Annotated in this window: 28 protein-coding genes, 2 tRNA genes and 2 pseudogenes; 23 read left to right on the top strand and 9 right to left on the bottom strand. The window is 44.0% G+C overall.

Features of this window, described 5'->3' with window-relative positions:
- The first annotated feature begins 66 nt into the window (after positions 1 to 66).
- From priS to C9889_RS10120, 9 genes and pseudogenes are all read left to right on the top strand, one after another.
- Positions 67 to 1292, top strand: a pseudogene (gene priS, locus C9889_RS07525) (DNA primase catalytic subunit PriS).
- Positions 1279 to 1938 carry a hypothetical protein gene (locus tag C9889_RS07520; RefSeq protein ID WP_129598385.1) on the top strand — a complete coding sequence of 220 codons (660 nt, stop codon included), beginning with the start codon at positions 1279 to 1281 and terminating at the stop codon, positions 1936 to 1938. Before priS ends, C9889_RS07520 begins: the two are co-directional and overlap by 14 nt.
- Before the next feature lie 26 nt (positions 1939 to 1964).
- Positions 1965 to 2243, top strand: a complete 279-nt coding sequence (locus C9889_RS07515) for a 50S ribosomal protein L44e (protein WP_013038141.1) — start codon at positions 1965 to 1967, stop codon at positions 2241 to 2243.
- 7 nt (positions 2244 to 2250) lie between these two features.
- Positions 2251 to 2427, top strand: coding sequence for a 30S ribosomal protein S27e (locus C9889_RS07510; protein ID WP_129598383.1), 177 nt, complete (start codon positions 2251 to 2253; stop codon positions 2425 to 2427).
- Positions 2428 to 2437: 10 nt separating this feature from the next.
- Positions 2438 to 3235, top strand: coding sequence for a translation initiation factor IF-2 subunit alpha (locus tag C9889_RS07505; protein ID WP_129598381.1), 798 nt, complete (start codon positions 2438 to 2440; stop codon positions 3233 to 3235).
- A 6-nt stretch (positions 3236 to 3241) separates the two neighbouring features.
- Positions 3242 to 3397, top strand: coding sequence for an RNA-protein complex protein Nop10 (locus C9889_RS07500; protein ID WP_013038144.1), 156 nt, complete (start codon positions 3242 to 3244; stop codon positions 3395 to 3397).
- A 5-nt stretch (positions 3398 to 3402) separates the two neighbouring features.
- Positions 3403 to 4182, top strand: a complete 780-nt coding sequence (locus tag C9889_RS07495; protein ID WP_129598379.1) for a proteasome assembly chaperone family protein — start codon at positions 3403 to 3405, stop codon at positions 4180 to 4182.
- 2 nt (positions 4183 to 4184) lie between these two features.
- Positions 4185 to 5438 (top strand): TIGR00375 family protein, encoded by a 1254-nt coding sequence (locus C9889_RS07490; protein WP_129598377.1) that lies wholly within the window; start codon positions 4185 to 4187, stop codon positions 5436 to 5438.
- A gap of 58 nt (positions 5439 to 5496) precedes the next feature.
- Positions 5497 to 5616 (top strand) — tRNA-Ser (locus C9889_RS10120).
- An 89-nt stretch (positions 5617 to 5705) separates the two neighbouring features.
- Here C9889_RS10120 and C9889_RS07485 read toward each other — a convergent pair.
- The 5 genes from C9889_RS07485 to C9889_RS07465 all read right to left on the bottom strand — a co-directional run bounded on the left by C9889_RS07485 (position 5706) and on the right by C9889_RS07465 (position 11048).
- Positions 5706 to 6530: a protease inhibitor I42 family protein gene (locus tag C9889_RS07485; protein WP_129598375.1), complete on the bottom strand. Its 825-nt coding sequence runs from the start codon at positions 6528 to 6530 to the stop codon at positions 5706 to 5708.
- A 77-nt stretch (positions 6531 to 6607) separates the two neighbouring features.
- Positions 6608 to 7822: an ABC transporter permease gene (locus C9889_RS07480; RefSeq protein WP_129598373.1), complete on the bottom strand. Its 1215-nt coding sequence runs from the start codon at positions 7820 to 7822 to the stop codon at positions 6608 to 6610.
- 12 nt (positions 7823 to 7834) lie between these two features.
- The gene (locus tag C9889_RS07475; protein ID WP_129598371.1) at positions 7835 to 9049 is read right to left on the bottom strand and encodes an ABC transporter permease; all 1215 of its coding nucleotides are present in this window, start codon (positions 9047 to 9049) and stop codon (positions 7835 to 7837) included.
- Positions 9050 to 9063: 14 nt separating this feature from the next.
- The gene (locus tag C9889_RS07470) at positions 9064 to 10260 is read right to left on the bottom strand and encodes a COG1361 S-layer family protein (protein ID WP_129598369.1); all 1197 of its coding nucleotides are present in this window, start codon (positions 10258 to 10260) and stop codon (positions 9064 to 9066) included.
- A 59-nt stretch (positions 10261 to 10319) separates the two neighbouring features.
- A complete protein-coding gene (locus tag C9889_RS07465) occupies positions 10320 to 11048 on the bottom strand; it encodes an ABC transporter ATP-binding protein (RefSeq protein ID WP_164999348.1) in 729 nt (242 codons plus the stop codon).
- 280 nt (positions 11049 to 11328) lie between these two features.
- On the opposite strand from C9889_RS07465, the gene C9889_RS07460 reads away from it, so the two are divergent.
- The 3 genes from C9889_RS07460 to C9889_RS07450 all read left to right on the top strand — a co-directional run bounded on the left by C9889_RS07460 (position 11329) and on the right by C9889_RS07450 (position 13587).
- Complete coding sequence (locus C9889_RS07460) at positions 11329 to 11718, top strand: hypothetical protein (RefSeq protein WP_129598367.1); 390 nt, start codon at positions 11329 to 11331, stop codon at positions 11716 to 11718.
- Positions 11719 to 11801: 83 nt separating this feature from the next.
- Positions 11802 to 12416 (top strand): hypothetical protein, encoded by a 615-nt coding sequence (locus tag C9889_RS07455; RefSeq protein WP_129598365.1) that lies wholly within the window; start codon positions 11802 to 11804, stop codon positions 12414 to 12416.
- A 7-nt stretch (positions 12417 to 12423) separates the two neighbouring features.
- Positions 12424 to 13587 carry an ABC transporter permease gene (locus C9889_RS07450; RefSeq protein ID WP_129598363.1) on the top strand — a complete coding sequence of 388 codons (1164 nt, stop codon included), beginning with the start codon at positions 12424 to 12426 and terminating at the stop codon, positions 13585 to 13587.
- Positions 13588 to 13804: 217 nt separating this feature from the next.
- Here the strand turns inward: C9889_RS07450 and cofD are convergent.
- A pseudogene (gene cofD, locus C9889_RS07445) lies at positions 13805 to 14727 on the bottom strand (2-phospho-L-lactate transferase).
- Between the two features lie 67 nt (positions 14728 to 14794).
- Here cofD and C9889_RS07440 point away from each other — a divergent pair.
- From C9889_RS07440 to C9889_RS07405, 8 genes are all read left to right on the top strand, one after another.
- On the top strand, positions 14795 to 15991 hold the full coding sequence (locus tag C9889_RS07440; RefSeq protein ID WP_129598361.1) for an HD domain-containing protein: 1197 nt from the start codon (positions 14795 to 14797) through the stop codon (positions 15989 to 15991).
- A gap of 10 nt (positions 15992 to 16001) precedes the next feature.
- On the top strand, positions 16002 to 16337 hold the full coding sequence (gene lpdD / locus C9889_RS07435) for a prenylated flavin chaperone LpdD (protein ID WP_129598360.1): 336 nt from the start codon (positions 16002 to 16004) through the stop codon (positions 16335 to 16337).
- Position 16338: 1 nt separating this feature from the next.
- Positions 16339 to 16902: a UbiX family flavin prenyltransferase gene (locus C9889_RS07430; RefSeq protein ID WP_129598358.1), complete on the top strand. Its 564-nt coding sequence runs from the start codon at positions 16339 to 16341 to the stop codon at positions 16900 to 16902.
- A gap of 85 nt (positions 16903 to 16987) precedes the next feature.
- Positions 16988 to 17065 (top strand) — tRNA-Pro (locus C9889_RS07425).
- Between the two features lie 65 nt (positions 17066 to 17130).
- Positions 17131 to 17406, top strand: coding sequence for a ubiquitin-like small modifier protein 1 (locus C9889_RS07420; protein ID WP_129598356.1), 276 nt, complete (start codon positions 17131 to 17133; stop codon positions 17404 to 17406).
- Between the two features lie 22 nt (positions 17407 to 17428).
- Positions 17429 to 17797 (top strand): fluoride efflux transporter CrcB, encoded by a 369-nt coding sequence (gene crcB / locus C9889_RS07415; RefSeq protein ID WP_129598354.1) that lies wholly within the window; start codon positions 17429 to 17431, stop codon positions 17795 to 17797.
- Position 17798: 1 nt separating this feature from the next.
- Positions 17799 to 18155: a CrcB family protein gene (locus C9889_RS07410; protein WP_129598353.1), complete on the top strand. Its 357-nt coding sequence runs from the start codon at positions 17799 to 17801 to the stop codon at positions 18153 to 18155.
- Between the two features lie 30 nt (positions 18156 to 18185).
- Positions 18186 to 18518, top strand: a complete 333-nt coding sequence (locus C9889_RS07405) for a DUF190 domain-containing protein (RefSeq protein WP_129598351.1) — start codon at positions 18186 to 18188, stop codon at positions 18516 to 18518.
- Here C9889_RS07405 and C9889_RS07400 read toward each other — a convergent pair.
- From C9889_RS07400 to C9889_RS07390, 3 genes are all read right to left on the bottom strand, one after another.
- Positions 18509 to 18766, bottom strand: a complete 258-nt coding sequence (locus C9889_RS07400) for a YhbY family RNA-binding protein (RefSeq protein ID WP_013038166.1) — start codon at positions 18764 to 18766, stop codon at positions 18509 to 18511. The two genes, C9889_RS07405 and C9889_RS07400, sit on opposite strands and share 10 nt — an antisense overlap.
- A gap of 62 nt (positions 18767 to 18828) precedes the next feature.
- Positions 18829 to 19536, bottom strand: a complete 708-nt coding sequence (locus C9889_RS07395) for an RAD55 family ATPase (protein ID WP_129598349.1) — start codon at positions 19534 to 19536, stop codon at positions 18829 to 18831.
- An 82-nt stretch (positions 19537 to 19618) separates the two neighbouring features.
- Positions 19619 to 20155: a MogA/MoaB family molybdenum cofactor biosynthesis protein gene (locus C9889_RS07390; RefSeq protein WP_129598347.1), complete on the bottom strand. Its 537-nt coding sequence runs from the start codon at positions 20153 to 20155 to the stop codon at positions 19619 to 19621.
- A gap of 224 nt (positions 20156 to 20379) precedes the next feature.
- Between C9889_RS07390 and C9889_RS07385 the strand changes: the two genes are divergently transcribed.
- Genes C9889_RS07385 through C9889_RS07375 form a run of 3 tightly spaced genes read left to right on the top strand, consistent with a single transcriptional unit; the run spans position 20380 to position 22741 of the window.
- The gene (locus tag C9889_RS07385; RefSeq protein ID WP_072360624.1) at positions 20380 to 20898 is read left to right on the top strand and encodes a 50S ribosomal protein L16; all 519 of its coding nucleotides are present in this window, start codon (positions 20380 to 20382) and stop codon (positions 20896 to 20898) included.
- Positions 20899 to 20924: 26 nt separating this feature from the next.
- The gene (locus C9889_RS07380; protein ID WP_129598344.1) at positions 20925 to 21533 is read left to right on the top strand and encodes a translation initiation factor IF-2 subunit beta; all 609 of its coding nucleotides are present in this window, start codon (positions 20925 to 20927) and stop codon (positions 21531 to 21533) included.
- 17 nt (positions 21534 to 21550) lie between these two features.
- Complete coding sequence (locus tag C9889_RS07375) at positions 21551 to 22741, top strand: radical SAM/SPASM domain-containing protein (RefSeq protein ID WP_129598342.1); 1191 nt, start codon at positions 21551 to 21553, stop codon at positions 22739 to 22741.
- Positions 22742 to 22784: the final 43 nt, after the last annotated feature.

Below are 22784 nucleotides of genomic sequence, written 5' to 3'. Positions count from 1 at the left end.
GCTATAAAGTTTTGTGCAATAGATTAATATCCCCGATAAAAATTAGAGATGGAGAAGGCACTGAAGATGAACACATCAACAAAACGCTATCTCAAATCAAGGTTCCATGATTATTACAGGGAAGCAAAGATACATGTTCCCCATTCCCTGACCAAACGTGAATGGGGATTCATATCGTATGATTCCATGCCTGAAACCATGATGTACAGGCATAAAGCATTCGGTACGGGAGGAGAACTCAGAGATTATCTTGTATCAATGCAACCGGCCCATGTGTATCACTCGGTTGCCCTTTATGATTATCCCGATGCACCTACAATGAAAGAGAAAAAATGGAAGGGCGCAGACCTTATTTTTGATCTGGATGCTGATCACTTGCAGGATGCACCTACTTCCTATGCAGCAATGCTGGAAATGGTTAAAACAGAATCGCTGAGACTGCTGGATTTTCTGGTAGATGATTTTGGTTTTGATGAAGATAATATAAAGGCCGTCTTTTCGGGTGGCAGGGGGTACCACTTCCATATAACTGATCCTCTTATATGGAATCTGGAAAGTCCCAGAGAAGGGAAATTGTGGATTACGTGGGAGGAAAGGGGATTAAATCTGAATATTTCTACCAGAAAGAATTCATGATCGGAGACCATGGAACCGGCACACGAACCTTCAACGATCGAACGGAGATACTTTCCAAGTATGTCATCAAAAATCCCGATACAGGATGGGGAAAAAGACTTGCTGAGTATATTGCCTCATATCTTGAAGAAGAAGGACAAAAGGAAGAAAAAGAACGATTTGCAGATATAAAGCATATAAAGGGATTCGGCAAAAAAACACAGCAACAGATGAACCGGATATCCAGAGACAGTAAAGCCCTGGAAGATATACGCAGAGGAAGACTGGATTTTGGGAAAATCAGGGATTTCAAAGCTATAATGGCCCGGTTTTTTGATAATACAATCGACCAGCATCGTGTCACACTGGCAGGTTCGGCACAGGTGGATGAACCGGTCACCGCAGATATAAAGAGATTGATACGATTACCGGGTTCCCTGCATGGCGGCTCCGGAATGAAGGTTATTCCATTAAGTCTGGAAGACATGGAGGATTTCAAACCACTTCAGGATGCTGTTGCTTTTTCGGACAGGCCGGTAACGTTAAAAGCCATAAAGCCTTTTGAAGTACAAATGATGGATCTGGATATCCGGGTTGAAGAGGGAGTACAGGAACTTCCCGAATATGCAGCGGTGTATTTAATGTGCAGAGGGGTTGCTGAATATGGATCGTACTGAACTAAAGAGTATTCTCCGTCAGGAAAACAGCTCGTCTTTAAATTCCCTTCCCTACGATTTTTATGAAAAAGTTGATGAATATATAAGGGAATTGGAAGAGGAAATCAAAAAAATCAACAATCCACGATCAGTTGAATCAAAGATTCTAGAAGACGAAATGCAAAGTGCCCTCAATGATGTGGAAACGATCTTTATCAGGAGAATCCGTAAAATAACATCCAGAGCAACCTCAAATGCATTTTCCAATATCTCATCCAGACAGGACCTTGACAAACTCCTGGAATCCGAACGCAAAGTTTTTGAGGCCACCCTTTCAGCAATCCAGGTTGCAAGATCCGAATTGCTCGAACCTATCATGAATCCTCAGGATAGACAGGACAAGGGGTTTGCGAAAGAAACTATAATATCTGATGAAGAAGAGGAAAACGGGACCATCTCGCAGGAACTCCCTGCAGAGGAAGAAACGGGCAAAAACAATATAAGTAAGGAATACTTTGTTGTCCGAATATTGAAAGACCTTCCTACCATAAAAGCGATGGATAATCTCAATTATACACTTGCAGCAGAAGACGTTGTGGTTTTGCCTTCCATGAATGCTCAGGGACTGGTAAAACGCGGTGCTGCATATCCAATAAATCAGGAATAAAAATCAACATTAAAGGTGTGAAGATAATGAAGATCCCAAAAAGGTTCAGAACATACTGCCCTTACTGCAAAACCCATACAGAACATGTTGCTGAAAAGGTTAAAAAGGGCAGGGAATCAATGACCACACGTATCAGAAGGCAGAAGAAAAGGCATACTGGTATAGGAAACAGTGGGAAGTTCTCCAAGGTCCCAAGTGGTGACAAACCAACAAAAAGGATTGCCCTGCGATACCGTTGCAGCAAGTGCAACAAGGCACATCAGAGACCCTGCTTCCGTGCAAAGAAATTCGATTTCAAGGAGTGAGCATAAAATGGCCGAACCAAACAGCAGATTTTTGAAAGTAAAATGCAATGATTGCTCCAATGAGCAGGTTATTTTTGGCAGTGCAAGCCAGAAAGTAAACTGTCTTGTATGCGGCAGGACCCTTGCAGAACCAACTGGCGGAAAATCTGCAATTACAACACATATACTGGAAGTACTCGAATAAAGGGATATTAATGGACAACAACAAATGGCCTGAAGTCGGTGATTTTGTAGTCTGTGCGGTAAAAAATGTCACTGACTTTGGCGCCTACACGACTCTTGAGGAATACGACGGAAAAGAAGGATTCATCCATATATCTGAGATTAAGGCAGGATGGGTCAAATATGTGAGGGATTACGTCAGGGAAGGACAGAAAATTGTCTGTAAGGTCCTGAGAGTAGATACTTCACGTCGCCATATTGATCTTTCCCTCAAGGATGTAAATGAGCATCAGAAAAGGGCAAAGATCCAGGAATGGAAGAACGAACAGAAGGCTGAGAAATGGCTACAGTTCGTCGCAGAAGAAGCAAGACTCGACAAACAGCAACTTCAGGAAATAGAAGATTCTTTTGACACAGAATTCGGAAGTAAATATTCTGCCTTTGAAGAAGCTGCCATGCGCGGGGAAGATGCCTTCAGCAACCTCAAGATAGATAAAAAAGTTGTTGAAATCATTGTCAAACTCGCACAGGATAATATCAAACTGCCGTTTGTGGAGATTTCGGGACATATAGACCTTACAAGTACTGCACCGAACGGAATCGAGATCATTAAGGAGGCCTTAAAGGCCGCCAGTGAAGTGAAGATGGAAGATGTCCGTCTGGATATAACATATACAGGTGCACCCAGATATCGCATCAGGGTAATAGCTCCCGATTATAAGGTTGCAGAATCTGTCCTGAAGGAATCTGCAGAAAAGGCCATCGAAAAAATAGAATATCTTGGCGGAGAAGGTGCCTTCCACAGGCATGCAGAAACTGCCAAGGCGTGATGACGATTGGGTAAAAAGATTTTGAAATGCATTTCCTGTGGGGAATACACCCTACAGGAAACGTGTCCCAAGTGCGGGGAGAGGACCATCAAACCTTCGCCTGCACGCTATTCTCCCCGTGATCCATACGGGAAATATCGCAGATTGAGCAAAAGGAATTGATTCCAATGCAGAATACAAAAATCGTGCGTCAAAATACTGAGATTGAAATTCAGGATTCCACCCTGCTTGTCGGCCTGCCGGGTGTGGGACATGTAGGCAAACTTGTTGTTGATCATCTCATCGAACAATTCGAAGCAGAAAAACTTCTGGAAATATACTCCACCTCATTCCCGCCTCAGGTACTTGTGGATGAAAATAGTACTGTGAGACTTGTAAGTAACGCTTTCTATACATTTCAGGTAAATGGCAAGGATATCCTGCTGCTTGCAGGAGACCAGCAAAGTACAAATTCAGAAGGGCATTACGAGCTGTGTGACCTGTACCTGGATATTGCCGAAGAGTACGGAGTTTCCAAAATCTTTACTCTCGGAGGATTCCCAACGGGACAGCTGGACCATGTTGATGAAGTTATGGGTGCCGTGAATCAGGAAGACCTTACAGAAAGCCTAAAAGAGCACGGAGTTACCTTCAAGGAAAAAGAACCCAACGGCGGAATTGTTGGAGCTTCTGGACTTCTTCTTGGCCTGAGCAAGTTTAGGGATATTGATGCTGCATGCCTTATGGGATACACATCCGGATATCTCGTTGACCCGAAAAGTGCCCAGTCACTGCTTGCTGTGCTGAGCAGTATACTTGATATCGAGGTTGATATCAGTGAACTTGAGGAACGTGCCAAGGAAATGGAAAAAATCGTGGCCAACCTCGTAGAAGCCAAACAGCAGCAACAACAGCAACAGATGCTTCCTGAAACACCAACGGATGAGGATCTGGGTTATATCGGGTAAGCATGTTGATCAATGCCGACCTGCACCTGCATTCCAAATATTCCATGGCCTGTTCCCAAAAGATGGAACTGCCTGTAATGGCCCGGGAAGCCGCTAAAAAGGGAATCAATCTTGTGGCAACAGGAGATTGCATACATCCCAGATGGCTTTGTGAGATCAAGGAATATGCACAGGATGACGAGACGGTCGCCATTGATGATACTTCTTTTATTCTTACAACTGAAATTGAGGACAAAAACAGGGTACACCATCTGCTGCTAGTCCCCTCCATATCCAAAGCAGAAGAACTGGCACAAAAGGTGGCCGGATACGGAGACCTCGCCGTTGACGGCAGGCCAACACTGAAACTGGACGGAGGCCAGATTGCAGAGATTGCAACCGATGTCGGAGCCCTCATCGGCCCCTGTCATGCGTTTACCCCCTGGACTGCCATGTATGCCTACCATGACAGCCTGGAAAGTTGCTACGGGGATATGACTGATAATATTGCTTTCCTGGAGTTGGGCCTGAGCGCTGACAGTGATTATGCAGACAGGATCGAAGAACTGCAGGATTTGACATTTCTTTCAAATTCCGATGCCCATTCTCCCTGGTCCAACAAACTGGCCCGGGAATTCAACCGCCTGGAGGTTCCTGAAGTGTCCTTTGAAGGTGTGGAAAAGGCGATCCTGAGGAAAGAGGGGTATGGCTGTGTGCTCAATGTGGGTTTCTTCCCGCAGGAAGGCAAGTATAACGAGTCGGCCTGTATCAGGTGTTACCGGCATTACCCAATGGAAGAAGCAATGAACCTGGATTGGAATTGCCGGGTTTGTGGTGGCCAGATCAAGAAAGGAGTGGCAGACCGGGTGAACGAACTGGCCAACTATGATACCCCGAAACACCCTTCCCACCGTCCGGATTACCTGCACCTGATACCCCTGGCAGAGATCATAATGATGGCCCTGGGTCATGCAAGCATCAATACAAAGGGTGTGAGCAGTGCCTGGAATGCCCTGGTGGAGCGTTTCGCCAGCGAGACCGCGGTGCTGCTGGAAGCCGACATCCCACAGCTGGATTTCGTGGACCCCCGGATTGTGAGAAGCATCGAAGCCTTCAGGAATGAGGACGTGATCCTGCATCCTGGCGGAGGGGGCAAATACGGCTGGATAGAGCTGCCCGAGAATTTGAAAGCAAACACAAAATCCAGTTCCCATAAAGCCGATCCCGATGACCCGACACCAGAGGCAAAGAACCAGAAAAGCCTCTTTGATTTCTAATAATTGCGCCCTTCGATACCTTTTTAAGCCATAAACTCCTTCAAGCCAAGCACATTGTGCCGGGGTGGCAGAGCGGACTAATCCAACGGCTTACAAAGTTGCCGCGGAGTCCAAACGCGGCAGGCTCGAGACCTGTTTCCCCTAACGGGGTGCTTGGGTTCGAATCCCAACCCCGGCGCTTAAGAACTTTTTTGAACTCCACAAAAAACCCACAAAAAAATAATGCCAAACTCCACAACATGAGTTCGGCACCCAGATCACCCATCCTCACTCAAGCACATTATCCGTCTGCAATTCAAACGAATCCTGCACACCATTCACATCCACTGTGTAATTACCCTTCTCCAGACCATAGACATCAAGGGGTACGTTGATCTCGAAGGGCACAAGGGCCTGGGTACACATGGCATCCTTAGGGCGCTTGGTCGGAATATGGACATTGAATGTGTTGCCAGTCCTTTCAGTTGTGATATTGGCCTCATCGATCACGGTGCAACCATCCGACAGGTAGCCGATGGCCTGGACACTGACCTGGACCGGGAAGGATTCCATGACCATTATTTCTATGTTATCCACATTGGCTGTGCCGTAGATATACTCAACATCATCGCCTTGTACAGGGTCAACCGGTTCTCCTTCAACTTCCAGTGTCAGGCTGAAAGTGTCTTCCTCACCCGTGACGTTTTCCCAGGGACGCTTGTAGATGGCATCAATCTGCTGTTTTCCGTCATCCATGATCCTGAAGGTCCATACACGGAAACCTGCTGCACCCACGACATCCTCATCTGCCGGTGGTTCAAATTCATCTTCCACAAGTTTGATTCCATCAAAGGTTGTCAGGTTCCACTGGTATCCTGTGGAGGGGTTTTCCTCCAGGCGTACTGAGAAATAATCCCCGGTGGAAGCATTCACTGTGCTACCGCCCCACTGGCCGGACAGTTCCGTACCGTTGTTCAATGTGTGGGCATCCACACTTTCATTCACACCTGTACCACCATCATCCGCACACCCCGGGGAAAGGACAACTGCGGCCACCACAACGATAAAGACAATCAAAAGCAAGCCTGCTCCTGCATAAGTGTTGATCTTCAAGTAACCATCTCCATGTGAATAGATGGCGTTTACATTATATATTTATTTTTTAAGCTGCGAACCCATTCGAACCTTTATCACTGGGTTCGCAGGGCTTCCACGGGATCGAGTTTCGAGGCTTTGTTGGCAGGATAGAGACCTGCTACCAATCCTATGACCAGGGCAATCAGGAAACCCACAACTATGAGATAGAATGGGAAAATATAAGGTAAATCCAAAAAGTAACTTACACCATAGGAAGCAGCAACTCCTAAAATTGTACCCAGTACTCCACCAATAGCACTCAGAACCACCGATTCGATGAGGAACAGGGTCAGGATATTCACACGGGTAAAGCCCAGGGACTTGAGCAAACCCACTTCCTTTGTCCTTTCAGTCACGCTTACAAGCATAATATTCATAATACCTATCGAGCCCACAAGCAGGGCAATCAATGCTACAGAGGTCAAGAGGGTTGTCAGGGCACTGGAAAGCTGATTCAGGTTATCCAGGATATCCGCCTGGTTGAAGATAGAATAGGGTTTCACATCCTCATTATCCAGTTCTCTCTCCGAAACGCCGAGACTTCTGGCAAGCCTGCGATCCACTTCATCCGAAACCTCCCGCACCGAACGGGATTCGTCAACGGTTGTGGAGATTCCCCCATAGTCTTCAACTCCCAGCATGTCATTCATTGTGTCTATCGGAATGAAAATCCGCACATCGGATTCTGCACCGCTCTGGATGAAAGTTGTTTTGGGACTGTCAATAATCCCGATAACCTTGAAAGAATGGGAAACTTTTGTTCCGTCCCTGCGTACAAACTCAACATCAATGGAATTATGATTGGATACTTTCTGGTCGAATTTCTCATAAGCCACATCCGAACCCAGCACTGCAACATACTTATCCTTGTCACTGAGAAAAGTGCCTTCCGCAAGCTGTATATTCCCAATTTGCTCATAATCCGCCGAACAGCCCTGTATATCAATTTGGCGCACCGTAGAGAGATAGGTTACACTGGCAAGCTGCTGCCGGATACCGGATACACCCTCTATTCCCGGTACACTCCGCACAGTTTCCAGCTGGTTTTCAAAGAAAAGATCAATATCCTGACTGTAAACTATAATAAAATTCGACCCCTGGGTACCCAGCTCTTCCACAAAGAACTGGTTGAAGCTGGCCCCCAGGGACACATTGGCAATAACAGCAGCAACACCTATAATGATTCCAAGGGTCGTGAGAGTGGAACGCATCTTGGAACCGCTGATACTTCCCAGGGAAAGCCGGAAGGCTTCCTTGAAATTCAACATCTTCTGTCCACCTCACTCATAGTGCAATGCCTCCACAGGATCCATTTTTGCCGCCTTGTTGGCTGGATAAACACCCGAGATCAGACCAACAGCAAAAGAGATGCCAAAACCCAGCAGTATGAGACTTACCGGGAAAATATTAGCAATATCAAGGTAATTGTTCACGGCCATTGAAGCCGCCAGACCCAGCAATACTCCAAGGATACCCCCAAAAAGACTGATAATAACAGATTCCACGATAAAAAGGGTCAATATATCAAAATAATTGTAACCCAGGGCTTTCATCAGCCCGATCTCTTTTGTTCTTTCGGTAACCGTCACGAGCATAATATTCATGATACCTATCGAGCCCACTACAAGGGATATAAGCGCAACAGCAACAAGTATGGATGTCAGGGCACTTGATAGCTGGTTTATCTGATCCAGGATATCCTGCTGGTTGAAGATTTCATAGGGTTTGGCATCCTCGTTATCAATATCCCTGCTGGGCACTCCCACCGAACGGGCAAGGTTTTCATCCACATCATCGGTAACCTGCTCCAGGATTTCGAGAGATTCGGCTTTAATGAAAAATCCCCCTATGTCGTCCCTGTGCTGCATCTGCTGCATGACAGCAAGAGGAATAAAAACACGTCCTGCAGGATCCACTTCAGGAGGTACGAAGGAGGCATCCGGGTCCTGTATGATGCCCTTTACACGAAACGTCCGTGTACTTATCCCTCCATCCACATTTCTTATACTTATTTTTATGAAATTCTTAACAGATAGATTCCGGTCAAACTTATCATAGGCCACATCCGAACCGATTACAGCCACATTCCCGTCCTGACTGGTCAGAAACTGGCCATGTTCCATATTTATATTCCCCACTTCCTCATAATCGGGAAGGACCCCACTGACAGTTGCGGTACGCTCCGCTGATTGGTACTTCAGGGTCGCTAATTGCTGATTAATGGAGGATACCGCAGCAACACCGTTGGTATTCTCAACAACATTGAACTGGGAATCTCCGAATACATTGTTTTTCTCGGTGAAGATAACGATAAAATTAGTACCCGATGCTCCTATTTCTTCTTCGAAGTACTGCCCGAAACTGGCCCCCAGGGATATGTTGGCAATTACAGCGGCCACCCCTATGATAATACCCAGGGTAGTCAGGGCAGAGCGCAATTTCGCACTACCTATGCTGGCAAAAGCTAACTTTATCGCCTCTGAAAGCCTGACCATACAAGATTACCCGATCATTCCTTAGGATTCCATTTCCTGCGATACATATAGACAGCTACTACCAGCAGGATAAGCCCCAACACAGCAGCCACCGTTATGGCCGTATTATTATCTTCCTGTACTTTCTCGAATTTCAGGGACCGCTCACCTGCAACAAACTCATGTTCGTTGAGACCATTACGGAAACTGGCAATAATTGTAACATTTTTGGTGCCTGTAAATTCCTTCTGGTCAGATTTGGCATCTATTTCTATAGTGAATAGTTCATCAGGGTCCATTGAACCCACGAAATAGTTAGAGGGAGAGAAACTAACCCCTTCTGCCTCAAGGCTTACGGCTACTGAGGAGAGAGCTTTCGGATGCACATTGGCTACATCAAATTCAAGTGTACCCTGCCCATTTTCTATTGCAAGAGGCTTTGAAGGTATCACTTCCAGTGAATAGGAATCCACAACTATCGGTACACGCCAATTATTGTTGAAGGAATGTGAGTTACCTATTGTTAAAAGGTCCAGATAATAAGTCCCGTCTTCTATATTTTCATCCACTTCGACATTGTATGTTACCTGTACTGAATCCCCTGGACCGAGGACACCTTTACCTTCGTATGGTTGACTTGTTACCTCTATCAGGTCAGTTCCCTCAAGGGTAGCGGACTGGACCCTTGCATATGTATCATAGGTTTCATCATCTATTGTAACAGTACTGGACTTGGCCGTATTTTCCAGTGTAAAACTTATGGAACCCTCATCACCGGGCATGAATATCTGGGGTTTGGAAATCATATTGGAAAGTACTACAGTGCCTTTACTGTCAAAAGTATTGGAACCTACTTTTAGATCGAAAGATTCCTTTACCCACGAAAGATCACTATCTGCCCGGTAAAGCACATCAAAACCCCCCGTGCCGGTTTTGGCATTTTCGTCAACATACAGCCTGTATTCATGGATTGCTGTGCGATCAGGAGGGATTCTGCCAAAATTCTGGATTGCATTTGTTTCAGAATCCAGCGAGAGGGGATATTCCGGTTCTATTTTGATTGAAACATCCTCAGCTTCTCCCGAGGCGTAATTTTCAACTTTTACCCACACCGATACATAATCCCCTATATCCGCGGGATAAGGTTCATATCTGAGTACATCTACCCTCAGGGTCGAACTTGATGAATCTTCCGCAGCAGTAGCAGGAACCACAGCTATTGCAGAAATCATCAGCAACAAGGAAGATACAAAAAGTATCAAAATCCGGATTTTTCATAGTTATACCTCTATTAAGCAGCATTGGGCATAGTAGCCCTGTCATCAATTACACCGTCTTTCAAGTAAGCTACCCGGTCCGCGTATTTATTAGCAAGTTGTAAATCATGAGTGATCATAATGACCGTACGGCCCCTTCGATGAAGATCTGTAAAAATATTCATTATCCCTTCCCCTGTTTTTGAATCCAGGTTCCCGGTAGGTTCATCGGCAAGTATTATGGAAGGATCATTCACAAGCGCCCGGGCTATTGCCACCCTCTGGGACTCGCCCCCCGACAACTCGGTGGGTTTGTAATCCATACGTTCTGAAAGCCCTACCAGATCCAATAGTTCCCTGGCCTTACCCCTTACATCAACCCCGGGCCGTCTGTTGGCATAGGTAGGCAGTTCCACGTTTTCCAGAGCACTTAATCGTGAAACCAGATTGAAACTCTGGAACACAAAGCCAATCTCCATCCCTCTTAATTTTGCAAGTTCACTATCGGAGATGCGGTTCACATTCTTCCCCATGATATAAACTGCACCACAGGTGGGCCTGTCCAGACATCCTATCATATTCATCAGGGTACTTTTACCCGAGCCCGATGGACCCATGATAGCTATAAACTCCCCCTTCCTGACAAGCAGGTCCACATTCCTGAGTACCTTGATTGTCATATCCCCTACTTCATAATCCCGGCAAACGTTTTCAGCTCGCACGACTATATCATCCTGCGGGGGATTTTTTTCCAGCTCCACCATCCTGTTATTCAAAAGTCACAAACCTCCAATTGAAATATACTGATAGGACATATGGAATGATTTATGGGAATAATATCGAAGATAAAAATGGGAAAAACATCCAGATTCGATGTGATTATCATTTTACCTCCTTTTAACATAAAGAATATGAAAAATTCCCTCACATTTCTTTCTTGCACTTTTCCTTTTAATAAAACTGTGATCCAATGGATATAAACATTTTTCCTGCAAAGTTTTTCTAAAAGGGTATTTAAATACCATTAAAACAAATCAAAGTGTAATGGGCTGGAAAACTAAGTATTGTATTTTTGTAACTACAGTATTGTTGCTATTAATTATCCAGGGAACAGCAGCTGGAAAAAGTGACATTACTATTGAAGAGATCTACAGTGATGTGCAGAGCTGTGATGTCAGGATTATTTCAGAAAGCACCTATAATAATCTCACATTAGAAGCATCATTGTTACATGAAGGAGTTGTCATTGATACACAATCAATCGATATAAACACGCTAACACCTGCCTCTGCACTTACCAGAGTATTCTACTGGAAAAAAGCAATACGGGATGATGGGGCTTATGAAGTACAAATAATCGTCAAAGACGAGAATGAAGTATTTGCCCGGCAGGAAAAAAGTTTGTATATGGCCATCAGATACTTCCTGCTATAACAATTGACAGTCTGACACCCACACCAATTGGAATCGAAGCCATAATAACTCCCTATAAATCCACGCTGATAGATGTTGAATATATGCTGGTGGATGGCAACAGGGTAGTGGACAGAATCGAAGAAAAAGCCATTCCTGTGCATACACAACCTCTCGCCCTGGACAAAAAATGGAATGTGGTACTCAAAAATAAACATGTATATCAGGGGAGACTGAAAGTCAGTATAAAGGACCCCTATAGTATATCGTTGCTCAAAAGCCGCTCTTTTGTGGCAGAAGAAGATGTGGAAATCAGCGATATTTACAAGGATGAGATCGGTGCAAGTGCTACAATATCAGGCATGTCCCAGGTACCTTTCAGGGGTTCAATAAGATTCACCGTTTTTGACAGCAATGGAAAACCAGTAGAAAATATTGTCCGGGAAAGTCCGGTTCTGCTTGCAGAAGATGATGAAACTGTAGAGGCAATCTGGGAAAATAAACTTGACAGTAGAGAATATACACTGCTAATCGAGGCTATCGGGGAATACGGAAAAGTCATAATATCAAAAGAAAGCATAATTGATGTCGAAAAAGACATTGTGCCTGCCACAGTAAATGAAGAAAAAGAAGAACAAACCAATGCTACACCTGCAATTGGTTCTCTTGTTTCAATAATTCTGATTTTTCAGGCATATCTGGTAAAAACAAAATATTGATCAAACCATGCCATTGAAATTTGAACTTTTTGTTGCATTAAGGCACATTGTATACAGGAAAAGGCAGACCATACTTTCTGTAGGTGCTATAGGAATTGCTGTCATGATTCTTGTTGTGTCCAATGCATTCATGGCAGGTTTTACCGATAAACTGTATGAATCAACTGTCAATGATATGGCTCATGTAACCGTTACACCGGAAGAAGACAGTGAATATATCCACCTATACAAAAATCTCCAGAGTGAATTGTATGAGATTAATGGTATCAAAGCAGTATCTCCATCCCTTGCAGGTGAAGCTGTATTACGCAATGAAGATAATGTCAAAAACGTCTTGTTTAAAGGAATAAATCCCCGTGATGAAGATGCAGTATTATCCACAAATTCGGACATAATAAGAGGAAGTTTATTCGCCCTGGCTACTTCAGGAAATACAATTGTAATCGGGGACGACCTGGCAGATGACCTTGAGGCCTCCCTTGATGACAGAATAGAAATATCTTTCCCTGAATCTGAAACTAACCTTTATCGTATCATAGGCATATATGATACAAACACTCCCCTGGATTCCACAATGACCTACACCTCCCTTCAAACAGCCCAGTCATTCTACGGAACCTCTGATGTTGTCAATAGTATCAGCATAAAACTTTATGACTTCAATCGGGACAGGGAGATTGCACAGCAAATTGAAGATAAGGGTTATCCTGCAGAAGGATGGACAGAAACAAATCCTGAAATCCTACAGACCATTGCAATTGAAACCATTTCCAATAATATCATGCTGGGCTTTATTCTCCTGATAGCATCATTTGGAGTCATAAGCGCCCTGAACATGGTAGTAGTGGAAAAAACTAAGGATATAGGCATTCTCATGGCCATGGGAGCGGGCAAATCGGGCATAAGGAACATATTCATCCTTGAAAGTGGGATTTTGGGTTTTCTCGGGGCTGTCACAGGAACTATTGCCGGGATCGCAATAGCACTGTCAATAGGCAATTATGATCTGCCCTCTGAACTTTATCCCATAGATTCCATACCGGTGGTTATACGATATAAGGATGTAGTATTAACAGTCATCGCGGTTTTCATACTAAACCTGATTGCAGGAGTATATCCGGCAAGCAGGGCCGCAAATATGGAGCCTGTAGAAGCAATAGCAACACATTAATCCATAGAAACAGAGGGAAAAGTGTATATACGAGACCTACATTAGGGTGTATAGATGAGCGGGTTTTAATCCCTTTTTTAGTACCCCCACTCCCCAGCCCGCTCATACCACCCCCATTATGGTAAGCAAGCATTTTGAGATAGTAAATGATAGGGGATATTAACATATATACTCTTTGCTTCTGAATTTTAAGTATGTTTAGAATTTTCAAGCACAATTATTCCAGGGACTCAAATAGATTCCTTACATAACCTGCTAATTGTATACTTACATCTACAGAAGACATCATCGTATCAGTCTTTACTACACTGCAAGCCATACTTTCAAAAGAATTACAACCCTGCGAATCACAGATATCTGTTACAAACACATCCAGAAAATCATGGTAGCACCTTGCAACTTCATTTGAAGAAATACCCTAACCACATGCTTTCATAAGTTTACCAGCAGGACCACTAACAGGTTCATTCCCGATAATAGGACTGATTGCAACCACATTTTTACTTTTAAGGATTTCAGGCATTCCATCAAGGGATATGATGGGACCTATGCTTGTAATCGGATTACTGGGACCAATCAGGACATTGCTGTCTTCCCGTAGTTTATCCATTACAGCAGGGGATATAGAAGCTTCATCAATTCCAGCCATCTTAACTTCAAGTACATCGGGCTTGCCGTGGTGCTTAATCCAGAAATCTTGGTAATGCATCCAGCCCTGAGGTGTGCGGATCATTGTGGATACCGGATCATCTGACATCGGCAGGATGTTGGCCTTAATACCAAAGCTTGAGCAAAGGTTTGAGATTGCTTCAGTCAGGGTAGCCCCATTACGAATCATATCAGATCTCATAATATGCGTGGCCCGATCCCGGTCCCCAAGCATCATCTTCTCATCATAACCACAGTCCTTCATAGCATTGAAAGTGCGGAATGTATCACCTGCTATACCCCACCATTTATCCCGGTCAATCATGCCGGCAAAAGGTAGAGTACTGTATCAACATCCGGTGTTACAAGATTACCTGATACCCACAGGTCTTCGGCGGTATTCACAACAACTGTAATTTCTTCTTCATCCATTGTCCACATCAGGCCATCAAGGAACTTGGGAGTGCCGGTTCCACCGGAAAATATTATCATGGTATTACCTCAATATTTCGCTACCAAAATCACAACATCATTATAATATGAACGGTTATTTAAAAACATGAAGGTCATGAGGGACCCCGTACACGGTCATGTCGAACTTGACGAGCTTGCAGTATCCCTTATGGATACACCCCGTATGCAGCGTCTCAGGAGGATACGCCAGTTAGGACTGTCCAACCTGGTATATCCGGGTGCCAACCATACTCGTTTTGAACATTCACTGGGCGCACATCACCTGGCTACAACCCTTGCGGGAGAAATAGATTCCGTACAGCAATCTGAAATCGATGAACTCAGGGTTGCTGCAATGTTGCATGATATAGGACACGGCCCCCTTTCCCATGTGACAGAGGGGATCATCAAAAAATATACCCGCAGGGAGCATGAAGATGTAAAACACCTGCTGCGCAAAGGGGATATAGCAGAAGTTTGCAGTGATGCCGGCCTCAACATATCAAGGATCGCCGACCACATTCTGGGTAAAACCTCCCTTGGACAGATCATAAACAGTGAGATTGATGTTGACCGCATGGATTATCTCATCCGTGATGCACATTACACTGGCGTTGCATACGGTCTTGTAGACCATAGCCGCCTGATCCATAAAATGCAATTCTATGAAGATAAACTGGTTGTAACAGAAGGTGGGCTCAATGCAGCCGAATCCCTGCTTGTATCGCGTTTTTTAATGCATCCTTCGGTATACTTCCATCACGTGACCCGCATCTCGGAAACAATGATAACAAGAGGTATCGAATATCTGGTAGAGCGGGAGAAACTCAATCCCTCCAGCCTTCAGGACATGGATGACTACCGCCTGTTTGAAACCATGCGCCGGGATGACGGTTACGCCGGTGAGATGATCAACAGGATTGATGAGAGGAAACTGTACAAACGTGCCCTTTATGTAGGGTTTGATGACGTCGATGAGAAGGTTTTAAGCTATCGCAAATCCATCCAGAGAGTGGAAAAGGAAATCGCAGAAGAGGCAGGAATTAATGAAGAGGAAATCCTCATAGATATCCCGAAATTGCCCCGGATAGAGGAAATGAAAGCATTGATCAAGGTCAACGGAAAGAAAATGACCCTTGATAAAGCCTCCCATCTTGTAGCAACTCTTGAAAAAGCACACCGTGATAACTGGAAACTCGGGATTTATACCCCCAGGGAACACAGGGACAAGGTAAAGAAAATAGCAAACGATTTTTTCGAGATCAAAAAACAGACCCGACAATACAAGTTAACGGATATATAAGGGGATATAAGTGGAATTTATTGAAAAAAAAGCTGGGGAAAGGAAACTATTTCTTAAATGGCGCAATATTGGAGACGGTTTGCTTGTAACACTCACAGGCGGCGATGAGCATATAGGAGCGGTTGCTGTGGGTAATTCAGGTGCTTCCTCGGTCATTACCCTGCCCGGGCACAGGGATGATAAAATTGCACACACACAGGCAGGCCGCATTAACAGGAAAACCGGAAAGGATACTGTATTCCTTGTAGGAATACATTTCAACAACATACAGCCTGATGAGATCAGTAAAATATGCGATACCGCAGAACTTATGGTTGACGAACTTATAGATATAATTGAGGAATAATATGGAAGTCGTAGTGGGAATCAGCGGGGCCTCCGGGGCACAGTACGGAATCAGGTTACTAGAAATATTTGCAGAAAAGGGAATTTATACACACCTGGTAATAACCTCTGCAGCCAGGCAAATAATACATATAGAAACAAAATGGAAGATCGAAGAGGTGGAAAAACTTGCCTGTGAGGTGCACGAGGAAAAAGATTTTACAGCTTCTGTAGCAAGCGGATCGCATCCTTACAATGCTTTGGTAATAGCCCCTTGTAGCATGAAAACTGCTGCTTCCATTGCACACGGAATCTCCGATAATCTTCTTACAAGGGCTGCTGATGTCTGTCTCAAGGAAGACAGGAATGTCATCCTGATGGTGCGTGAGACTCCCTATAGCCGAATACATCTGGAAAACCTGCTCAAGCTCAAGGAATCCGGCACCCAGGTTTTACCTGCATGTCCTGCATTCTACAACAAACCGCAATCAATAGACGACTTAATTGATTTCATGGCCGGGCGGGTGCTGGATCTTCTGAATATTGATAATGATGTATATCCCAGGTGGGAAGGAGACAGCAACTGAACCAATTTCCACCCTCTTCTGCGCCCTTCAATAGTTAGATATATCTAGGAGAAGTGCATTTAGGGGGGATGCCCTTATATCATGTGGGATAGTAGGGTAGCCTGGCCGATCCTCGAGCGTTTGGGACGCTTGGACTGCGGTTCAAATCCGCGCTATCCCACCACTATTCTTCATGTAAATACTAATTTTAACGAATATTTTATAAACCAGCCTGACGTGGGAAAAACTATGGCTGCCAAGAAGGTAAGATTGTTTGCCAATATCAGGGAAAAGGCCGGAACTTCCGAGGTAGAGGTCAACGGAGACACTGTTTCTGAGATATTGGATGAAATAATTACAAAATACCCGAATCTTGAAGAACTTATATTTGAAGATGGCAAAAAACTCAGAGGATATATAAACATCCTGATCAACGGGGAAAATGTCCAGCATCTTGAAGGTGCAGATTCAGCGATTACAGAAAAAGATGAAGTCGCTATATTCCCCCCTGTTTCCGGTGGATAAATAAAAATGGTGGGACAATCCTATGGAATACCGGGATGTTACCAATCTTTTTTTGCTAGGAACCGGTGGATTCCTGGGAGCTGTATGCAGATATGGCACATCCACCATGATTCCCGGAACCCGGGGAACACTGGTTGTGAATGTGCTGGGAAGTTTCCTGCTGGGATTATTACTGTTCTACTCTGACTATATCGGTTATCTAACCCCACGCATCCGAATGTTTGCAGGCATCGGGTTTTTAGGCGCATTCACCACATTCTCCACATTCATTGTACAGACTGTGCAAATGCAACCTGTATACGGGATTGCAAACATGATGATAAATCTGCTACCCGGTTTATTTGCAATCTTTCTTGCAAGAAGCCTGGTAATATACATCGGGGGCAGGTGAAATGGATCCAGCAGGCTATTTACTTGTTGGCACCGGAGGGTTTATCGGTGCAATTCTCAGATATATAGTCGCGGGAATGACCCCGAAAAAGGCAGATATACCCACAGGTACACTCACAGTAAACATAATTGGTACAACAATACTCTCATATCTTACATATTCCCACTCCCTGCAGCATCTTTACCTGTTGAACATAGGCATGCTGGGTTCATTCACCACTTTTTCCACTTTTACATATGAATCATTTGCACTCCTGGAACAACAGGCAAACCGGAGTTTTCTTACAAATATAATGCTTAACTGTGTGTGCTGCATCCTCGGTGCCGGATTCGGGCAGTTAATGGCAAACTTAATTTAAAAATAGAAGTCAACAAAGAAAGAGGACCATATGCAATCCAAAATACTGACAATTTATCTTAGTGAAAATGATACATACAAAGGCAAGAGTGCCCATCAGGCCATCATCGAGTTCTTGCTTAAAAATGATGTTGCCGGTGCCACCGCAATCAAGGGAATTGAGGGATATGGAGTACACAGTATAATCCATAAAGCAAGTATACTCAGGCTTGGAATGGACCTCCCCATAATAGTACAGGCCGTGGATGAAGAAGAAAAGTTGCGTAACACCCTGCCTGAACTCAAGGAAATGATACCTGATGAACTCATTGTGATGCAGGATGTGGAAATCCTAGCAGGGGAAAAAGGGCTTAATTACCTGTAGAGGACTATCGCCCTTCCACGCACATCTATCAGGGTAGTGGATGTAAGAGAGGCCAGTTCCTCTGCAATTGAATCCATACTTTCACCCGGGAAACTTTTGAGGATTTTTACCTTGACAAGATGATTGGCTTTAATTTGTTTTTTCAATTCAGTTACAACCGCATCATCAATTCCCTTTTTACCCAGCGTGAGAATGGGTTTCAGGTGAGTTGCTTGCGACCTAAATTTCCTTATTTTATCTTTATCCATCAAATAACACCTGCCTATAGGGACCTGCATGAAGTATATATAACTAACTTAAAGAAAAGCATTCAGTCTTCCTTAATGCCCTGAATGGATATCGAACCATCTTCCACCAAATACTCAAACCAGGGAGTGGGTTTGGAAGATATGCCTACTGCACGTAGGTAATGACTGCCATTTTCTTCCTGCACCTCAATCATACCATCATAAAGTTGTTTTAAGGTAGCAATTGTGCGGGAGTCATGCATCTGGTCTTCAAGTACGAATAAACCCAGTCCTTTTATGGCTTTGATTCTGCCTGTGAACACGTGCATGAAGCGAAATACCGTCTGGATATTAGAGTACATAAGAATAGTCGAGACTGAATTAATACAGAGGATATTATGAGAAATCTGGCGTTTCATCCAGAATTGTTCAAAAAACTGGCTTATTCGAACACCTATACCGGTAAGGTCCACAGGACTTGAGGCACGTTTTATGTTATCGGTATCATCAGCCGCCATCCCCAGCGTCTTTGTTACACAATCCACAATCCCGATATTGGATACAGGTATGGTTTTGTCAAAGGAGGTGAACCAGTCCAGGACATGTTCACCCGGTTCTCTTGTAGAAACAATGACCGAAGACTCTTCCTTTTTGAGACCGTTTTTAAGAATATGGTAGGCAACGTCTTCCTTTCCGCTCATAGGAGGACCTATTACCATCAGATTGCTTCCTTCACGGATTTCCCCGATAATACTATCAAGTTCTTCAATGCCCAGTGAATAGGATGTCATATACTCCAGCCGAACTCTCTATTTTAATTTATTATATAAGGATAGCCCTTAATAACATTATTCCTGATAATACCCCCGGTTATTACGATCTTGCATGTTTTACTATATGCCCGGCTTCAGGAATTACGATTTCCTCAACTGCAAGTTCCACTGCCTTTGGTGAACCAGGAAGGCAGAATACGGCACAACCCTGTATAATACCTGCAGTTGCCCTGCTCAATATTGTGGCAGACCCTATCTGATCCAGACTTTTAAGGCGGAAAAGTTCTCCGAAGCCTTCAAGTTCCTTTTCAAATAGCGGGCAAAGGGCTTCAATGGTCACATCGGAGGCAGACAAACCCGTCCCGCCGGTAGTAATCACAACATCGGCTCCATTAAATATCGCTGACAGGACTTCTTTCCTTATCTCTGGGATATTATCTGCCACAAGACTATAGCACAATACATTGTTGTGGGCAGCCTTTATAAGGTCTGACATTAGTTGCCCCGAGACATCATCCGCAGCAGAAGGAGTTTCTGTGGGCCCATATGTATTAAAACGAGAAGTTGAGATGGTTACAAGACTAAAAGAATATGCTTTATCAGTCCCTTTTTTATGCTCTTTGGTGCTGGAGCTCATAAAAGAACATATAGAAAACTGCATATATTATAATTCTGCTGCATACCCTTTACAAATACAACAAATGACCGATAAGACTTATAAACTACCAGGCAATATGGAGGGCAATATAAGATAGTACACCATCCCATCAATACATTAAAATATGTAAATCTCAATAAGAAACCAAAACTTCGAGAATGGGATAATTCTACATCATTATCATTCCAAGGAGGCTTTAGTCCATGACAAGAAAACCAGCAAGTATGTACAGGAACATTAAACAGCGCTCATATACACGCAGAAAGTATATGGGTGGTGTTCCGGGAAGCCAGGTAATACACTACGACATGGGAAACAAGACTGCAGATTTCCAGGTCAAAATGTCACTTATATCTGAAGAGAAATGTCAGATGAGACACACAGCTCTCGAAGCAGCAAGGATATCAGCTAACAGGCATATGATCTCCAAAGTAGGTCGTATCAGTTACCATTTCAAATTAAGAGTTTACCCTCACGAGGTCCTGAGAGAAAACAAGCAGGCAACTGGCGCAGGTGCAGACCGTGTATCCAGTGGTATGAGAAAAGCATTCGGAAAAGCTGTAGGTACTGCAGCAAGAGTCTCTGCAGGGCAGAAGATATTCACTGTTTCTGTCAATAAGAAGAACTTCAAGCATGCAAAAGCTGCACTTAAAAGAGCAGGACAGAAGCTTCCAACACCAATAAGAATTGTTGTTGATGAAGGCGCAGAGCTGGTACAATAAAACCAGCTTTTGAGGAGGGAACACTTATGGAAGATTATGAATCCTTGCTTGACCGGGCAATGGAAAACCTGCCGGAAACCGAAACAACAGATGAGCGTTTTGTAATTCCGGAACCCAAAATCTATATTGAGGGAAAAACAACGGTATTGGACAATTTTGCACAGATTAGAAGTGTCCTTAACCGTGATGCAGATCATCTGATGAAATACCTCACAAGGGAGCTGGGTACCGCCGGTAAGGTCGAAGGTGGCAAGGCCATATTCCAGGGGAAGTTCCCTGTCCAGGCTATCAAATCCAACATAAATGCCTATGTTGATGAATATGTCATATGTTCGGAATGCAACAGGCCAGATACGGAACTTGTGAAGGTAGACAGAGTCCTAATGATGAAATGTGCCGCATGTGGTGCGCACAGGCCTGTCAAGAAAAGGAAAGCTACTGCACCTACTCCCGAATCCGCTCTTGAGGAAGGGAAAGAATATGAAGTCAAGATTGATGCTGTAGGTTCCAAGGGAGACGGAATCGCCAAGATGGCAAAATTCACTATTTTCGTTCCTGGTACTGCCAAGGGCGACGTCTTAAAGATCAGGATCAAAAAGATCAGTGGAAACCTGGCTTTTGCAGAAAAGGCATAATTAAGGAGCAAAACCCAATGTCAGTCGATGAAAAGGGCCAGGGAATCAATGTATTTTCGATTCCGGGCCTAAACATTGACCTCGAAAATTCAAACGGCTCTTTACAGTTAAATTCCCGGGGCCAGCTTAAATATGCCTGCTCACCTATCCTGAAAAAAATTAATGAAAGATTACGGGAAGAAAAGCCCGTACATATGGGCAAGGACAGGGTAATTGCTTCTACCTGGCTGCCTCCAATTCCGAGCGGTCCTTTTAAAAGACTCCTTAATGCTGAAGTACAGCATGCTTTGGGGAGACGAGTACCTGAAACTGTTTCTTTTGAAATCACACGAAAATGCAAATGTAATTGTGACCATTGCATTATAAGTGGTGGAGAGGAAGATCTTGACACAGAAACTGTCAAGAAAACAATAGATGATGCTCTTGATATGGGTGCATTCATAATTATTTTTACAGAGGGAGATCCTCTTCTCAGGGAAGATATTTTTGAACTAATAGAGTATGTTGACAAAGAACGTGCAATTGTTAATATGTACACACCTGGAACAGATATGAGTCCCCAGACGGCAAGAAAACTAAAGGAAGCTGGACTGCATAATCTTCTGGTCAGTATATATTCCACCAATCCCGAAAAGCACAATGCAGTAAGAAGACTTGAGGGGGCATTTGATATGGCTACAGCTGCCATTAAATATGGACTTGATGCTGGTTTATTAGTCACCATGTGCACCCATGCCTCCCCGAAAAATATGGATGAACTTCCACAACTCTATGCTTTTGCGACAGAGATGGGAGTGAGCGAATTTTCAATCTGGGAAAGTGCTCCGAAAAAAAAGGGTGATCCTATTATCTCATCTGAGGACAGGGAAAAAGTCCTTGAAATGCACCACAAGGCCAATTCCACAGAAACTGGCCCCAGAATATTTACCAATAGTTATTTTGAAGGTGAGATGCTGGGTTGCATGGCGGCTCAGCGCTGGATGCACATTTGTGTGGACGGATCGGTTAAGCCCTGCCCATATATACCATTCAGTTTTGGGAACATCCAGGACCAACAGTTAAGAGACATCTGGAAGAACATGAAAAAAGCCCCCCGATTTGAATCAGGGGATGTATTCTGCCAGATGCAGATGCCACAATATCTTGAACTTGTGGAAAAGATTCCAGATGGAGTTGTCCCTCCCTATCCATTTGACAAAATCGAATAAATCATACCAATGACAAAATAAACCAGATTAATCTTGAGGATAT

This window comes from Methanohalophilus profundi, from assembly GCF_004137855.1.
Taxonomy (GTDB): Archaea; Halobacteriota; Methanosarcinia; order Methanosarcinales; family Methanosarcinaceae; genus Methanohalophilus; species Methanohalophilus profundi.
The sequence above is the reverse complement of the archived record's forward strand: the minus strand, read 5'-3'. Positions and strand labels throughout refer to the sequence as shown.

Excerpts from the sequence above, each read along its gene's own strand:
- C9889_RS07520 (WP_129598385.1), top strand. The coding sequence starts at position 1,279 with ATGGATCGTACTGAACTAAAGAGTATTCTCCGTCAGGAAAACAGCTCG.
- C9889_RS07515 (WP_013038141.1), top strand. The coding sequence starts at position 1,965 with ATGAAGATCCCAAAAAGGTTCAGAACATACTGCCCTTACTGCAAAACC.
- C9889_RS07510 (WP_129598383.1), top strand. The coding sequence starts at position 2,251 with ATGGCCGAACCAAACAGCAGATTTTTGAAAGTAAAATGCAATGATTGC.
- C9889_RS07505 (WP_129598381.1), top strand. The coding sequence starts at position 2,438 with ATGGACAACAACAAATGGCCTGAAGTCGGTGATTTTGTAGTCTGTGCG.
- C9889_RS07495 (WP_129598379.1), top strand. The coding sequence starts at position 3,403 with ATGCAGAATACAAAAATCGTGCGTCAAAATACTGAGATTGAAATTCAG.
- C9889_RS07490 (WP_129598377.1), top strand. The coding sequence starts at position 4,185 with ATGTTGATCAATGCCGACCTGCACCTGCATTCCAAATATTCCATGGCC.
- C9889_RS07480 (WP_129598373.1), bottom strand. The coding sequence starts at position 7,822 with ATGTTGAATTTCAAGGAAGCCTTCCGGCTTTCCCTGGGAAGTATCAGC.
- C9889_RS07475 (WP_129598371.1), bottom strand. The coding sequence starts at position 9,049 with ATGGTCAGGCTTTCAGAGGCGATAAAGTTAGCTTTTGCCAGCATAGGT.
- C9889_RS07470 (WP_129598369.1), bottom strand. The coding sequence starts at position 10,260 with ATGATTTCTGCAATAGCTGTGGTTCCTGCTACTGCTGCGGAAGATTCA.
- C9889_RS07465 (WP_164999348.1), bottom strand. The coding sequence starts at position 11,048 with ATGGTGGAGCTGGAAAAAAATCCCCCGCAGGATGATATAGTCGTGCGA.
- C9889_RS07460 (WP_129598367.1), top strand. The coding sequence starts at position 11,329 with ATGGGCTGGAAAACTAAGTATTGTATTTTTGTAACTACAGTATTGTTG.
- C9889_RS07455 (WP_129598365.1), top strand. The coding sequence starts at position 11,802 with ATGCTGGTGGATGGCAACAGGGTAGTGGACAGAATCGAAGAAAAAGCC.
- C9889_RS07450 (WP_129598363.1), top strand. The coding sequence starts at position 12,424 with ATGCCATTGAAATTTGAACTTTTTGTTGCATTAAGGCACATTGTATAC.
- C9889_RS07440 (WP_129598361.1), top strand. The coding sequence starts at position 14,795 with ATGAAGGTCATGAGGGACCCCGTACACGGTCATGTCGAACTTGACGAG.
- C9889_RS07430 (WP_129598358.1), top strand. The coding sequence starts at position 16,339 with ATGGAAGTCGTAGTGGGAATCAGCGGGGCCTCCGGGGCACAGTACGGA.
- C9889_RS07420 (WP_129598356.1), top strand. The coding sequence starts at position 17,131 with ATGGCTGCCAAGAAGGTAAGATTGTTTGCCAATATCAGGGAAAAGGCC.
- crcB (WP_129598354.1), top strand. The coding sequence starts at position 17,429 with ATGGAATACCGGGATGTTACCAATCTTTTTTTGCTAGGAACCGGTGGA.
- C9889_RS07410 (WP_129598353.1), top strand. The coding sequence starts at position 17,799 with ATGGATCCAGCAGGCTATTTACTTGTTGGCACCGGAGGGTTTATCGGT.
- C9889_RS07405 (WP_129598351.1), top strand. The coding sequence starts at position 18,186 with ATGCAATCCAAAATACTGACAATTTATCTTAGTGAAAATGATACATAC.
- C9889_RS07400 (WP_013038166.1), bottom strand. The coding sequence starts at position 18,766 with ATGGATAAAGATAAAATAAGGAAATTTAGGTCGCAAGCAACTCACCTG.
- C9889_RS07395 (WP_129598349.1), bottom strand. The coding sequence starts at position 19,536 with ATGACATCCTATTCACTGGGCATTGAAGAACTTGATAGTATTATCGGG.
- C9889_RS07390 (WP_129598347.1), bottom strand. The coding sequence starts at position 20,155 with ATGAGCTCCAGCACCAAAGAGCATAAAAAAGGGACTGATAAAGCATAT.
- C9889_RS07385 (WP_072360624.1), top strand. The coding sequence starts at position 20,380 with ATGACAAGAAAACCAGCAAGTATGTACAGGAACATTAAACAGCGCTCA.
- C9889_RS07380 (WP_129598344.1), top strand. The coding sequence starts at position 20,925 with ATGGAAGATTATGAATCCTTGCTTGACCGGGCAATGGAAAACCTGCCG.
- C9889_RS07375 (WP_129598342.1), top strand. The coding sequence starts at position 21,551 with ATGTCAGTCGATGAAAAGGGCCAGGGAATCAATGTATTTTCGATTCCG.